Origin of the sequence: Domibacillus indicus (genome assembly GCF_000970685.1) — a bacterium.
GTDB lineage: Bacteria > Bacillota > Bacilli > Bacillales > Domibacillaceae > Domibacillus > Domibacillus indicus.
On sequence record NZ_LAJB01000007.1, the window covers coordinates 158,362 to 173,008 of the forward strand.

The window sequence follows — 14,647 nt, forward strand, 5'->3', positions numbered from 1 at the left end:
TAATCTCCCACCCATTCCATTACGACAAACCGCCAAACCGCCTGGATCTCTTCTGATAGGAAGCAATTGCTTCAATCAAATGCTTCTCTGAAAAATCAGGCCATAAAACGTCCGTAAAGAAAAATTCTGTATAAGCCAGCTGCCAGAGCATAAAATTGCTCAGCCGGTGCTCGCCGCTTGTTCGAATAAGTAAATCCGGTTCCGGCAAATGGCTTGTCATTAAATAGCGGGAGATTGTGGCATCCGTTATCTCCTGCTCTGACAATGCCCCGTCTTTTACATCTTTTACAACCGCTCGTATTGCTTGAACAAGTTCTGTGCGGCTGCCATAATTCAATGCAAAATTAAGAATAAGCCCATCGTTGTCGGCAGTCTGCTCCATTGCATTTTGAACAGCTCTTTGTGTATGTTTTGGCAGTTGTTCTATATCGCCAATCATTTCCACACGAACATTTTCTTCTATTAATTCAGGCAAGAACGTTGAAAGAAATTCCTCTGGCAGCTTCATTAAAAAGTCAACCTCCAGCTTTGGACGCTTCCAATTTTCCGTTGAAAACGCATAAAGAGTCAATACTTTGACTCCAAGCTGGCTTGCAGAACGAGTAATTTCTCGAACGGTTTTCATTCCTTCATTATGGCCGGCAATACGGGGCAGTGCTCTTTTTTTTGCCCAGCGGCCGTTTCCATCCATAATAATGGCAATGTGTACGGGAATGCCTTCTTTTGAAATTGTAACATCCCCTGTATTTTTTGTTTGCCAGAACCACTGTTTATGCGCCATAAAAAATCCCCCATATCGCTTCTTCCAACCTATTTTACCACACATGCTGAATTCGTAGTAATGAGAGCGATAAAATCCAAAAAAAGAAACCCTCCTGCCAGCAAGAGGGTTTGCTTTTTACACTTCCAAGATCTCTTGTTCTTTTTCTTTGGCAATCTCGTCTACCTTTCGGATATAGGCATCCGTTTGTTTTTGTACGTCTTCTGTGTAACCTCGAAGATCATCTTCAGTCAAGTCGCCGTTTTTCTCGCTTTTCTTTAAATCATCGTTTGTGTCGCGGCGAATGTTGCGGATCGCTACTTTTGCGTCTTCTGCTTCTTTTTTGACAAGCTTCGCCAGCTCTTTACGCCGCTCTTCTGTTAAAGCAGGGAAATTTAAGCGGATCACAGAGCCATCATTTGAAGGCGTCAACCCAAGATCCGACTTTAAAATCGCTTTCTCGATATCCCCCATAGACGATTTATCATAAGGAGTAATGACAAGCAAACGTGCTTCTGGAATATTAATAGAAGCAAGCTGATTAATCGGCGTAGGTGCTCCATAGTAATCAATGGTAATCCGATCCAGCACGTTCGCACTCGCCCGTCCGGCACGGATGGAAGCAAGCTCCCGGTTAAATGCTCCAATTGCTTTTTCCATTCTTTCTTTAGACTGACTGATAATTTCTTGAGACACCTTATTTCCCCCTCACCGTTGTTCCAATATTTTCACCAAGTACTACACGTTTTATATTGCCTTTTTCCATTATAGAAAAAACGACCAGCGGAATATCATTATCCATGCATAATGAAGAAGCTGTTGAATCCATTACAGCAAGACCTTCCTTAATAACGTCAAGGTAAGACAATTCTGCATATTTCACAGCATCTTTATCCACTTTTGGATCTGCGCTGTAAACGCCATCGACATTATTTTTCGCCATCAGGATTACTTCTGCTTCGATTTCAGCAGCGCGCAATGCCGCTGTAGTATCTGTTGAGAAATAAGGGTTTCCTGTGCCTGCCGCAAAAATAACTACACGGCCTTTTTCTAAATGACGAATCGCACGCCGGCGAATGTATGGCTCAGCAATCTGGCGCATTTCAATGGAAGTCTGGACCCGGGTTTCAATGCCAAGCTGTTCCAGGCTGTCCTGTAAGGCCATTGAATTCATTACGGTTGCCAGCATTCCCATATAGTCTGCTGTCGCGCGGTCCATCCCCATTTCACTGCCGATTTTACCGCGCCAGATGTTGCCGCCGCCAACAACGACTGCTACTTCAACATCCAGTTCACTTACTTCTTTTACTTGTTCAGCTACAGATTGAATCACAGTTGGGTTAATCCCAAACCCTGCTTCTCCTGCTAAAGCTTCACCACTTAATTTTAATACGACACGTTTATACTTTGGCTGGCTCATGTAAACCTCCATCTGTAATGTACATGAAATCCCTCACCAAAAGCGGTAAGGGATTTCACTTATTCCTTTCCGGCCGGCGGATACGGAATTATTATTTTTTCACCTGGCTCATAACTTCTTCTGCAAAGTTATCCTGGCGTTTTTCAAGTCCTTCGCCTACTTCATAGCGAACAAATTCCGTTAATGTTGCTCCTTTAGACTCAAGGAATTGGCGAACTTTCTGATCAGGATCTTTAACAAAGCTCTGGTCCAAAATGCATACTTCTTCAAAGAACTTGCCAAGACGGCCTTCAACCATTTTTGCCACAATATTTTCAGGTTTGCCTTCGTTTAACGCTTGCTCTGTTAAAACTTTACGCTCGCGTTCTACTTCTTCTTCTGATACCTGATCACGTGAAACATATTTAGGATTTAATGCAGCTGCATGCATCGCAACGTCTTTTGCAGCCGATGCGTCTGTTGTGCCTTCAACCATTGCTAATACACCAATGCGCCCGCCCATGTGGAGGTACTCACCAAATGCTGCATTATCACCTTTTGTACGCACTTCAAAACGGCGAAGCGTGATTTTTTCCCCGATTTTTGAAATAGCCTCACTGATGTATGTGTCAACCGTTTTGCCATTTTCCATTGTTTGAGCCAGCGCTTCTTCAACTGAAGCAGGCTTTTTAGCCAATAAATGAGCAGCGATTTCTTTTACAAGTGTTTGGAAGTTTTCATTTTTTGCTACGAAATCTGTTTCGGCATTTACTTCAAGGATTACAGCTGTGTTGCCTTCGCTGGCGATAAATGTTGTACCTTCTGCAGCGATACGGTCCGATTTTTTCGCAGCTTTTGCGATTCCTTTTTCACGAAGGTAATCGATCGCCTGATCTAAATTACCATCTGTTTCAACAAGGGCTTTTTTGCAGTCCATCATGCCTGCGCCTGTTTTTTCACGAAGTTCTTTTACCATTTGTGCAGTAATAGCCATTATGGGTTCCTCCTTTAAATATGTAAGGCCGCTTTTTGCGGTTTTATATCTTTCATGTCTTTAAAAAAAGGTGATAAGAATTATCCCTCTTATCACCTTTATCTGTTTGATTACTCTGCTGCAGCTTCTGCTGTTTCAGCTTGCTGTACTTCTTCTTGAACTTCCTCTTCAGCGATTTCTTCGCCTTGTTTTGCTTCAAGGACCGCGTCAGCCATTTTACCTGTTAAAAGTTTAACAGCGCGAATCGCGTCATCGTTTGCCGGGATTACATAATCGATTTCATCCGGATCGCAGTTTGTATCAACGATACCAACGATTGGGATGTTCAATTTACGTGCTTCTGCAACAGCAATGCGCTCTTTACGCGGATCGATAATGAATAGCGCATCAGGAAGGCCTTTCATATCACGGATACCGCCAAGGAATTTCACAAGACGTTCATGCTCTTTTTTAAGCTGAACAACTTCTTTCTTTGGAAGCACTTCAAATGTACCGTCTTCCTGCATTTTTTCAATGTTTTTCAAACGTTGTACACGCTTTTGAATTGTTGAGAAGTTAGTAAGCGTACCACCCAGCCAGCGCTGGTTTACATAGTACATACCTGAACGTTCTGCTTCTTCTTTCACAGAATCCTGTGCTTGTTTTTTTGTACCAACAAACAATACTTTCCCGCCGTCACCGGCAACTTCTCTTACAAATTTATACGCTTCTTCCACTTTGCGAACCGTTTTTTGAAGATCGATAATGTAGATCCCGTTACGCTCCTGGAAGATGTATTTTTTCATTTTCGGGTTCCAGCGGCGAGTTTGGTGGCCGAAGTGAACGCCTGCTTCAAGCAATTGCTTCATTGAAATTACTGACATTACTATTTCCTCCTGTTTGGTTAGATTTCCTCCGCCTTTCTCGTTTTCACCAGCCTCCATCGAAGACGGCACCAGCTGGCGAATCAAAAGGCGTGTGTATTAACACCGTTAGTTACTATACCATACTCATTATTGGTTCGCAACTATTTTATTCGTCTTTATTAAATTTAAACGCAAGCTTCACTTCTGTTATACCGATACGAAGTGCTTTAGCTATTTCTTCATCCGTCATTCCCTGCTTTTTCATATCAGCCATTCGCACTGCAGGCGGCATATCTTCCGGCTTTTTCACTTTTGTGCCGGCATGCTTTGTACCGGCATATGCCTGCACGGCAGCTTTACGTGCTGGATACTGTGGCAATGGCAGCGGCATCTCCTTTTCCTCATATTCTGCCGCTAAAGGAGACGGCGCTTTTTTAGCAGGAGCCGTTTTTGATAAATCAGCAATAAGCTGTTCATTTTCCTCTTTTATTTCCATTAAAAATGCGGACATCATCTCTTCCATTTCTTCGGCGGTCCGCTTCATTTCTTTTTCCAAATGATTCGTCTTATTCTGCCGCTGAAAAAGAAGAATCAAGGCAAATAAACTTATAGCATGAATTAAAAAAGAAATAGTAATTAAAAATGTTGTCATACGTCCCTCTCATCCGCTAAAGTCAATTTGCTGCCCTTTATAAGGGTGAGCAGCATATGTCTTCTCTTGCTGTTTCTTTTTTTGCTGCTGGTGTTTACTCTGCTGTTGTTCATGCCCTCTCTCGCCTGTTTTAGCAAGGTCGCCGCTTTCTTCAACCGCTTTTTGCCGCCATTCGGCTTTTTTTTCCGTTTCTGCTTGTGCATGATACTGAGTGGCCTGGGCGGTTTGCTGATGATCGTGAAAGCTTTTAGCTGCATCGAAAGTTCTTGGAAGGGCGACCTGCATTTCAACCGATTTAAAGTCCATATTCAGCACCTCAATCTGAATGTCCGTTTATTTTTTTAGCAGCTGCTGCTTTAATTTAAACAGCGCTTTGGAATGAATTTGTGAGATACGTGATGTGGAAAGATCCAGAACTTCGCCAATCTCTGTTAATGTAAGTTCTTCTTTATAAAAAAGATCAATAACAAGCTGCTCTTTCTCCGTGAGCTTTTTGATTTGAGCAGACAGCTCTTCAATTTGCTCCTGCTTTACCACTTCTTCCTCGGGTGTTCTCATTTGCTGGTCTTTTAGTACAAAACCGGTTCCTTCAGGCTGATCCTGATCCTGCATTTGCTCATCCACCGATAAAACATGAGCAAAAAAATGTTCAGCCATCGTGTCCTGGACATCCTCAACAGTAAGCCCCAGCTCTTCCGCCACTTCCTCCGGTGTTACAGCCCGTAAATACTTTTGTTCCAGCTTCGAGGAAGCAGCTTCAATTTTCTTTGATTTTTCCCTTGCGGCTCTTGGGAGCCAGTCCTCTTTTCGAAGACCGTCCAAAATAGCGCCGCGAATACGGAAAGAAGCGTATGTATCAAATTTCAAGTCGCGCGACGGCTCAAATTTAAGAAGGGCATCATAAAGGCCGCTCATTCCATAGCTGGCCACTTCTTCTCTGCTCACTGTTTTGGGAAGGGCTGCACTGATACGGCGGCAATGGAACGTAACAAGCGGCATATAACGGGCAACCAGTGCATCTCCGTCTTCTGGATTTTGCTCTTCTTTCCACCTTTCCCATAGTTTCTGCTCATCCTGGGGCATTTGTTTTGCCATCTAATCTCTCCTCCCGGCGTAGCACGTTGCAAGTCTTTCCTTTATTCTAAAGAAAAGTACCCTTTTTGCCAACAGTCTACACAAAAAAGCAGCGGGACGCAGCCGCTGCTTAATTAAATCGTTTGCTCACCTTTATTAACTGTTCGAATATGAAGCAGAAAAGTGGACGGATCAAACTCAATCGTCCGGCCGCTGCTGCCGCCCGTATCTTCTGACAAAATAGGAATGCGAGCAGCCTGCAGCTGTTCTTTCACAGCTTCTACATTTCTGGGCCCGATTTTCATTAAATCAGAACCGGATTTAAATTGAAACATTTGAGCTCCGCCCGCAATTTTCGCTTTTAACCGAATGGTCCGTGCGCCGCGCTTTTCAAGTTCGCTGACAAGTGCCCGGATGCCAGTATCCGCAAATTTCGCTTTGTTTTTTATGTTCTCTCTGGCAAGACCTGAATTCGGAAGCATCACATGAACCATTCCGGCAATCCGGGTTGACTCATCATAAAGAACAACACCCACACATGAACCAAGACCAGAAGTTCTAATTACATCAGGCGGTTTTACAATATTCATATCCGCAATACCGACTTTAACAATTTCTCCTGTCTTATTCATTATAGCCCGCTCCAAGTGCCTCAAATAAAACCGGAAAAGAATCCGGGGACAAAAGCAGAAAAAAGTGGCCTTTTACTACTTCCCCGTCTCCTTCATCCATTTCAGTTAAGAGCGTATCGATCACAATGGTATAATCACTGTATTGTGAAATCTCAAGCAGCCCGTAGCTGATAATAGCGCCAAACATATCAACAGCAAGCTCCGGTACGGATGGCTGCAGCTTTAGCTGTGTGAAATCACCCAGCGCCGATAAATAAGAGCCAGACAAAATGTTTCCCATTTCCTGCATGGCAGAGAAGCCGATGCTGTGGCTATGACGGTCGTAAAAAGTAAAGGACTCATCGCTCATTAACTTTTGAATGAACCGGTCAGCTTCTTCAACAGCCAGCATAAAAAACATATTGCCGCCTGCTTCTCCTTCAATGGAAAGACTGACACTGACGACTTCTTTTTCTGATCCGCCTGTTAATTCCATCATCTCCGCAAAAGGAACAATCCGCACGCTCGGCACTTTCATGTCAATTTTTCGGTTTAAAAGTGTCGAGAGCGAAGTGGCTGCATGACCGGCTCCTATATTGCCGACTTCTTTTAGAATATCAAGGTGAATGGGCTGGATTTTATCGATATAGTTCATATTCCGCCGCCTTTATTTAAAGATCTTCTGCAGGCTCAGCATAATAAGAAGCCTTCTGTCCAGCTTGGCTACTCCGGTTATATATTCATCTCCAAGTGAGCCTACCACCTCGGGCTGAGGCTCAATAGCCTCCAGTGGAATATCCAGCACATCATTTGCCCCGTCAACAATCAGCCCGACCTCAATATCATCAAGAGCGGCGATGATAATACGAGTTGAATCGTCGTATTGTTCATCTGACAGGCCAAATCGGCTGCGCAGATCAATAATTGGTGTTACTACGCCGCGCAAATTAATAACTCCTTTAACAAACGGAACTGTGCCGGGCACACGGGTAATATGCATTAGTTTTTCAATCGAGTAAACCTGATGAACCGGAAGTGCATACTCCTTGTCGATCAGTTGAAAAGCAATCACTTTTACTGTTTCGGATGCATGTATTTCACTCACTTTGTGCACCTCCTTATTTGATCAGCGCATTGCAATCTACAATCAGCGCTACTTGTCCGTCTCCGAGTATAGTCGCACCGGAGATCGCAAAAACATTTGATAAATAGTTTCCGAGCGATTTAAGCACTACTTCCTGCTGTCCGATAAAGGAATCTACCACTAATCCAGCCATCTTTTCGCCTTTGCGGACAAGAACAACAGAGTAAAAGCGGTCATCCTCTTCTTCATGCGGCACTGAGAAAATATCCTCTAAAAATAAAAGCGGAACTACCTTTCCACGGAAATCAATGACCTGCTGGTTATGCGCATTCATAATATCTTCTTTTTTAACGATCGCCGTTTCAATAATAGACGACAAAGGAATAGCGTATTTTTCTTTCTCCACTTCAACAAGCATAACAGAAATAATTGACAATGTTAGCGGAAGCTGGATAGAGAAAATCGAGCCTGCTCCTTCTTGAGAATCGATCGTAATAGAGCCGCCCAGCGATTCAATAGTTGTTTTCACAACATCCAGCCCTACACCGCGGCCGGATAAATCAGAAATCACTTCAGCTGTTGAGAAACCAGACGCCATAATCAGTTCAAAGATTTGGCGGTCTGTCATTCCTAACGCCTGCTCTTCTGTTACAATCCCTTTATCAAGCGCTTTTTGAAGAACACGGTCTTTATTGATTCCCGCGCCGTCGTCTTCGATTTCGATAAATACGTGGTTGCCGCTATGGTACGCTTTCAGCTTAATGGTCCCTTCAGCCGGCTTGCCTTTTGAAAGACGAACTTCCGGCATCTCGATTCCATGATCCCCTGCATTCCGGATCAAATGAACGAGCGGGTCGCCAATTTCATCAATAACTGTGCGATCCAGCTCCGTCTCTGCCCCGATAATTTCCAGGTTGATTTGTTTATTTAAATCTCTTGACAATTGGCGGACCAATTTTGGAAAACGGTTAAAAACAGTTTCTACCGGAACCATTCGCATATTTAAAATAATATTTTGCAGATCTCCTGAAATACGCGACATGCGTTCAACGGTTTCGTTTAACTCGCTGTGATTTAATTCAGTAGAGATAGATTCAAGGCGTCCGCGGTCAATAACGAGCTCTTCAAATAAATTCATTAGAATATCGAGCCGCTCAATATTTACGCGGATTGTTTTATTGGATGCTGACGGCTTGGCTGCTTTTTTTTCATTTTGCTCTGCTTTAACCGGCTGGATGGCTTTGCCCTCTTCTTTTGAATCAGCTGGCTGGATGGCAGAAACAGCCGGCACTGGAGCCGGGGCAGATTTTTCACCTGTCTCCCCTTTTGCTGCAACAATTTCTTTAGCGTGAACCTGTTCTACTTCGGAAACTTTTTTCACTTTTTCTTGAACGTCTTCTATCGGTTCTTTTGTAATTAACGTCACTGTGAAGATTTCATCGAATTTTTCTTCCTCCAGCTGCTCTGAGGATGGAATAGATTTAATGACTTCCCCGCATTTTTCAAGCACTTCAAATACCATAAACACGCGGGCTGCTTTTAATACACAGTCTGCTCTAAGCGAAACAGCCAGCTCCCAGCAAGTAAACCCCTGCTCTTTCGACTGCTCAATAACCGTCCATTCAAATTCATCATATTGAAAGTTATTTTCCGGAAAGTCTGCCGGCGGAGCTTTTGGTGCTTCCGGCGCCTCCACTGCTGCGGCGGCTTCTCCCTGTTCAATGAGCAGAAGCTGCTCTACAATAGCAGATACATCACGCTTCCCATCACCACCAGACGAAATATCCTCTACCATCGCTTCAAGATCATCAACGGAAGAAAAAACGATATCCATAATCGCGACTGTAACAGAGATTTGTTGATTTCGAATGGCATCGAGTACGTTTTCAAGTTTGTGCGTTAAATTAGCCAGATCTTCATAGCCCATTGTGGCGGACATGCCTTTTAATGTATGGGCTGAACGAAAAATTTCATTTACAATAGCTGTATTGCCCGGGTCTTTCTCAAGTTCAAGTAAATGTTCGCTCATTGCTTGAAGGTGTTCTTTGCTTTCGTCAATAAAAATTTCTAAATATTGATTTGTATCCATCCATGTTCACCTCTTATTGTATACGTGCTTAACAATAGCTGAAGCAATTTCGTCGACCGGTACTACATCATCGACAAGATGAGTCGCAACGGCCGCTTTTGGCATCCCGTATACAACACATGTTTCTTTCGCTTCGGCAATCGCCTTTACAGAGCCCGTTTCCTTTAGCTTAACAAGCCCTTCTGCTCCATCTGATCCCATGCCTGTCATAACAACAGCTACTTTTTCAAGACCTTGAATTTCCGCTGCTGAACGGAAAGTGGTGTTAGCAGCAGGCCGATGCCCTCCTTCAGGAGCCGATTCGTCAAGCGCTATCACAGTCGATGTCCCGGCTTTTTTTAAACGCAGGTGTTTTCCGCCAGGAGCAATATAAACAGTGCCTTTCTGCAAAATTTCTCCGTCTTCTCCTTCTTTCACGTGAATTTCAGACAGTGTGTTTAGTCGTTCGGAGAGAGACTTTGTAAACCCCGGCGGCATGTGCTGCACAACTACAACGGGTGCCGGAAGTGCCCGTGGCAGCTTTGTTACCACATGCTGCAGCGCACGAGGACCGCCTGTTGAAGTAGCAATTAAAACGAGCTTGTCCATCTTTTTGCCATGCCCCTGGGAAAATATCGGGCTGCCTGCCGGGTGATGGCTGTCAGCAGGCGGCTGAACGGGCACAGGCTTTTCTGACAAAACCGGTCTCATGCTGATATTTGCTTTCGATGCAGCCAGAACCTTTTCAATAAGTACATCTTTGATTTTATGGAGATCTAATGAAATGGTTCCAGATGGTTTAGCGATAAAATCCACAGCCCCAAGTTCAATCGCTTTTAATGTTGTTTCGGAACCTTCTTTTGTTAAGCTTGACAGCATTATGACTGCACAGGGCTGCTTCCCCATAATTTCTTTTAGCGCCTCCAGGCCATCCATTTCCGGCATTTCAATATCCAAGGTAATGATATCAGGCTGCAATTCCAGCGCTTTTTTTACAGCATCCCGGCCGTTCCGTCCAAAGCCTATGACTTCCAGCTGAGGATGCTCTGATAAAAATTCGGAGATAAGCTTTCTCATAAAAGCAGAATCGTCCACGACAAGAATTTTTTTTGAATTCACTCTGCGTCCCCTCTTTCTGTGAAAAAGCGGCGAAGCTTGTCCATAAACCGCGGGCCATGTTCCGTCTTTTTTTCCGGCACGCCGGCATACGCTTGAACAATCTGCTCAAAAGACAGAGATACTTTTGTTTTCGGAAAAGAGAGAGTAAACGGGCTTCCCATCTTTACCGCTTTTCTGACGCAGGCATCTTCCGGCAGAGATCCGAGAAAAACAGGTGTTACATTTAAAAAAGTTTCCATGGTTCTTTTTAGGCGATTGGCCGTTTCCCGGCCTTCTTTTGCACTCTCAGCCCGATTGCAGATCAAATAAAAAGATTTTTCGTGATCACGCATATAAATAAATTTAAGCATCGAATAGGCATCCGTCATCGCTGTCGGTTCAGGGGTAGTGACTGCCAGCACTTCATCTGCCGCTTCAAGAATATTTAAACTTGCTGCGTTTGCCCCGGCACCCATATCAAAAAGCAGGAAATCATATTCTGTAGAAAGAGTTTCAAGAGCTGCCATCCATTTTTCTTTATACTCCTGCTTCCACTCAAACAGTTCAGAAAAAGCAGAACCGCCATGTATATAGGAAATTCCGCCAGGACCGGTTTGTACCAATTGATCTATTGACCGATTTCTTTCAAAAAAATCAACAATCGACAAAGAAGCATCGCCATTAATTAAATGATAAATATTACCCATCCCAATGTCCATATCAAACAGCAAAACTTTTTTATTTAATTTAGCAAGCCCAATTGCCAAATTAACTGAAATATTTGTTTTGCCAACGCCGCCTTTCCCGCTTACAACCGCTAATGTTTTAGCCTGTTCAAAGGCTTGAACCGTTTGTTTCAATGACTTCTGCATCATTTTTTGACGTAGTAATGCTGCTTGATCATTCATATTTTTCAGTCCTTAAATAAGCTTTCTACTAAAATTTTATTCGATGATTCAATTAAATCGTCTGGTACATTTTGACCATTAGTGATGTAAGATGTACCAACTTTATAAGTATACATCAAATTAATAATCAAGCCTTTTGTTTTAGTCTCATCTACTTTCGTAAAAATGAAACCATCTAACTTGACAGATAAAAAGTTCTGGATAATTTCATGTAAATCTTCTTCTTTAGCTGCTGCACTTAAAACGAGAAAATAACCTGACTCTTTCGGGCGGTGCATAATCAGGGGCTTTAAATCAGATACATATTGATCCTGTAGATAATTACGGCCCGCCGTGTCGATAAAAACGGCATCAAACGATTGAAGTTCCTCGACAGCTTGTTTCATATCATCTTCAGAATACGCTACATTTATCGGAGCATTTAAAAGCCCTGCATATGTTTTTAACTGTTCAATTGCTGCAATCCGATATGTGTCAGTCGTGATAAAGGCAACATTTTTATTATCTTCTAATACCTGCTTAGAGGCCAGTTTGGCGATGGTCGTTGTTTTTCCTACTCCCGTCGGTCCAAGAAGGTAAAAATACTTCGCTGTTTTTTTTCCGTTCAATGGCAAAGCCGGCAGACAGTTTTCTAAATACCCGGCTGCCCACTCTTGGAACTGCTCCTCTGTTGCTGCAGCTTTTTCTGTATTCCATTTACCAAGCAGATAAGAGGCTGTCTGGTCCCGGAGTTCCTTTGCTACATGATGCTTTTCCAGCTGGTCCATAACAGGCTTCATTACCTCTGGATATACGGAAGGAGAAGCCGATTTTTGCAGATCCCGGAGCATTTTTTTCATCTCATTCATTTCATCTGTTAATTCGGACGGCACTGTTAATGCCGTTTTTTGAAGAACAGGAGGCGGCGGAGCACTTTCCTGCGCCTCCGGAGTATTTCGTGCGTTAGGGTCTGCCGCTGCTACAACTTCAATATTCTTTTTCTTAAATAAACCTAAAAAGCCGCCTGTATATACCGTTTTTGACTGTAAAATAACGGCCTGGGCTCCCAGTTCAGCCCTTACTTTTTTCATAACCTCCGGCATAGAAGAAGCCCGATATTTTTTCACCTTCATTCGATTGTCACCACCCCTGTACTCTGTACTTCTATACTTGGTTCAAGTTCGTTATAAGAAAGCACCGGAATTTGCGGGAAATAACGCTCTAAGAGCTGCCGCACATACATGCGGATTGCAGGAGAGCAAAGAATAACAGGTGATTGCTGCATAAATGAAGCCTGCTCAACCTGCTGGGCTGTCGCCTCTAAAATCCGCTGCGAATCATTCGGATCAATTGATAAATAATTTCCATGTTCTGTTTGCTGGATTCCATCTGCAATCAGCTTTTCAATTCTTCCTGAAAGAGTAATAACATTCAAGGAGCCGCCTTCATCGGCAAACTGCATTGTAATTTGACGGGCAAGTGCCTGCCGGACATATTCTGTCAGCAAATCGGTATCCGATGTCATTTTGCCATAGTCCGCAAGAGTTTCGAATATAATTGGCAAATTTCGGATGGATAAATTCTCTTTTAAAAGTTTGGCCAGCACTTTTTGTACTTCGCCAACCGATAAAGGATTTGGCGTAACCTCGTCTACTAAAATAGGATATGATTCTTTTAAATGATCAATCAGCTGCTGTGTTTCCTGGCGGCCCAGAAGTTCATTCGCATGCTTTTTAATTGTTTCTGTTAAATGAGTTGAAACAACACTTGGCGGGTCAACAACCGTATATCCAAAAATTTCCGCCTGTTCTTTTACATCTTCTGTAATCCATTTAGCCGGAAGCCCAAAAGAAGGTTCAATTGTATCAATTCCTTCCACCATATCATCTTCCTCGCCCGGGCTCATCGCCAAATAATGATCTAAAAGCAATTCTCCTCCGGCTACTTCACTGCCTTTAATTTTCATGCGGTATTCATTCGGCTGAAGCTGAATATTATCCCGAATGCGGACGACTGGAATAACCAGTCCCATCTCAAGTGCAAGCTGGCGCCTTATCATGACGATACGGTCAAGGAGATCCCCTCCCTGGTTCGTGTCCGCAAGGGGAATTAAGCCATAGCCGAATTCGAATTCAATCGGATCCACTGTTAATAAGTTGACGACGGATTCAGGGCTTTTTAACTCTTCCGCTTCTGTTTCGTCTTCAGACGGCGGAAGTTCCTCCGTATCCTCTTTCGGAGACCGGGTAATCATATAACCGCCGAAAGCCAGGCCTGCTGCAATCGGAATGGTTAAAATGTCATTAATCGGGGTGGCAAGACCTAATAGAAAAATAGTTCCCGCCGCGATATAAAGCATCGATGGGTAACGCAGCAGCTGCCCTGTGATCTCTTCTCCCAAATTACCGTTTGAAGCAGCCCGGGTAACAACAATACCAGTTGCAGTGGTGATGAGCAGAGCAGGTATTTGCGAGACAATACCGTCCCCTACTGTTAAAAGAGAATAGCGTGATGCCGCTTCATTAAAAGCTAGTTCCTGCTGCATCATCCCAATTACAATACCGACAATAAGGTTAATAATAACCATGATAATCCCGGCAATGGCATCTCCTTTTACAAACTTTGTGGCACCATCCATTGCTCCATAAAAATCAGCTTCTCGGCTGACCTTCTCCCGGCGCTCACGGGCCTGCACCTCGGAAATCATACCGGCGTTTAAGTCTGCATCAATACTCATTTGCTTTCCGGGCATCGCATCAAGCGTGAATCGGGCCGCCACTTCGGAAACACGCTCCGCCCCTTTGGTAATAACAACAAACTGGATAATAACAAGAATGATAAATACAACGATCCCAACAATAACATTTCCGCCAACTACAAACGTCCCGAACGTCTCGACAACGCCCCCAGCTTCTCCATGACTTAATATGGACCGCGTTGTCGACACATTCAGGCCAAGCCGGAACAGGGTCAACAATAAAAGGAGCGATGGAAACACGGAAAACTCCAGCGCTTCTTTCATGTTCATGGAGATAAGCAAAACGAGAAGCGCAAGAGAAATATTCATGATGATCAGCACACTCAACAGCCATGTTGGCAGCGGAACAATCAGCATGGCCACTATTAAGATAACGCTAAGTAAAACCGTGAGGTCTCTTGCTTTCATTTTTTTCTC

General features: G+C 43.6%; 16 protein-coding genes. All 16 read right to left on the minus strand.

All coding sequences use genetic code 11. The annotated features are described in order from the left end of the window. Positions 1 to 19: 19 nt before the first annotated feature. The 16 genes from VP98_RS08885 to flhA all read right to left on the minus strand — a co-directional run bounded on the left by VP98_RS08885 (position 20) and on the right by flhA (position 14,638). Positions 20 to 781: an isoprenyl transferase gene (locus VP98_RS08885; RefSeq protein WP_046175026.1), complete on the minus strand. Its 762-nt coding sequence runs from the start codon at positions 779 to 781 to the stop codon at positions 20 to 22. 117 nt (positions 782 to 898) lie between these two features. Then, positions 899 to 1,420 (minus strand): ribosome recycling factor, encoded by a 522-nt coding sequence (gene frr, locus VP98_RS08890; RefSeq protein ID WP_407919216.1) that lies wholly within the window; start codon positions 1,418 to 1,420, stop codon positions 899 to 901. A gap of 37 nt (positions 1,421 to 1,457) precedes the next feature. Continuing rightward, positions 1,458 to 2,180: a UMP kinase gene (gene pyrH / locus VP98_RS08895; protein ID WP_046175028.1), complete on the minus strand. Its 723-nt coding sequence runs from the start codon at positions 2,178 to 2,180 to the stop codon at positions 1,458 to 1,460. 91 nt (positions 2,181 to 2,271) lie between these two features. Then, on the minus strand, positions 2,272 to 3,153 hold the full coding sequence (tsf, locus tag VP98_RS08900; RefSeq protein ID WP_046175029.1) for a translation elongation factor Ts: 882 nt from the start codon (positions 3,151 to 3,153) through the stop codon (positions 2,272 to 2,274). A 110-nt stretch (positions 3,154 to 3,263) separates the two neighbouring features. Continuing rightward, on the minus strand, positions 3,264 to 4,016 hold the full coding sequence (gene rpsB / locus VP98_RS08905; protein ID WP_046175030.1) for a 30S ribosomal protein S2: 753 nt from the start codon (positions 4,014 to 4,016) through the stop codon (positions 3,264 to 3,266). Positions 4,017 to 4,164: 148 nt separating this feature from the next. Then, a complete protein-coding gene (locus VP98_RS08910) occupies positions 4,165 to 4,650 on the minus strand; it encodes a hypothetical protein (RefSeq protein ID WP_046175031.1) in 486 nt (161 codons plus the stop codon). Between the two features lie 9 nt (positions 4,651 to 4,659). Next, entirely contained in the window at positions 4,660 to 4,956 is a 297-nt protein-coding gene (locus VP98_RS08915; protein WP_046175032.1) for a hypothetical protein, read from the minus strand. A 27-nt stretch (positions 4,957 to 4,983) separates the two neighbouring features. Then, entirely contained in the window at positions 4,984 to 5,745 is a 762-nt protein-coding gene (locus VP98_RS08920; RefSeq protein WP_046175033.1) for a FliA/WhiG family RNA polymerase sigma factor, read from the minus strand. Positions 5,746 to 5,858: 113 nt separating this feature from the next. Continuing rightward, positions 5,859 to 6,356 (minus strand): chemotaxis protein CheD, encoded by a 498-nt coding sequence (locus VP98_RS08925; RefSeq protein ID WP_046175034.1) that lies wholly within the window; start codon positions 6,354 to 6,356, stop codon positions 5,859 to 5,861. Beyond that, positions 6,349 to 6,990, minus strand: a complete 642-nt coding sequence (locus tag VP98_RS08930; protein ID WP_046175035.1) for a chemotaxis protein CheC — start codon at positions 6,988 to 6,990, stop codon at positions 6,349 to 6,351. Before VP98_RS08930 ends, VP98_RS08925 begins: the two co-directional genes overlap by 8 nt. Before the next feature lie 12 nt (positions 6,991 to 7,002). Then, complete coding sequence (locus VP98_RS08935; protein WP_046175036.1) at positions 7,003 to 7,440, minus strand: chemotaxis protein CheW; 438 nt, start codon at positions 7,438 to 7,440, stop codon at positions 7,003 to 7,005. A 13-nt stretch (positions 7,441 to 7,453) separates the two neighbouring features. Continuing rightward, entirely contained in the window at positions 7,454 to 9,508 is a 2,055-nt protein-coding gene (locus tag VP98_RS08940) for a chemotaxis protein CheA (protein ID WP_046175037.1), read from the minus strand. 6 nt (positions 9,509 to 9,514) lie between these two features. Further along, positions 9,515 to 10,606 (minus strand): protein-glutamate methylesterase/protein-glutamine glutaminase, encoded by a 1,092-nt coding sequence (locus VP98_RS08945; RefSeq protein ID WP_082087900.1) that lies wholly within the window; start codon positions 10,604 to 10,606, stop codon positions 9,515 to 9,517. After that, positions 10,603 to 11,493, minus strand: coding sequence for a MinD/ParA family protein (locus tag VP98_RS08950; protein ID WP_046175038.1), 891 nt, complete (start codon positions 11,491 to 11,493; stop codon positions 10,603 to 10,605). Before VP98_RS08950 ends, VP98_RS08945 begins: the two co-directional genes overlap by 4 nt. Before the next feature lie 5 nt (positions 11,494 to 11,498). After that, a complete protein-coding gene (gene flhF, locus VP98_RS08955) occupies positions 11,499 to 12,605 on the minus strand; it encodes a flagellar biosynthesis protein FlhF (protein ID WP_046175039.1) in 1,107 nt (368 codons plus the stop codon). After that, positions 12,602 to 14,638, minus strand: coding sequence for a flagellar biosynthesis protein FlhA (flhA, locus tag VP98_RS08960; RefSeq protein WP_046175040.1), 2,037 nt, complete (start codon positions 14,636 to 14,638; stop codon positions 12,602 to 12,604). The genes flhF and flhA overlap by 4 nt, the downstream gene beginning before the upstream one ends. Positions 14,639 to 14,647: the final 9 nt, after the last annotated feature.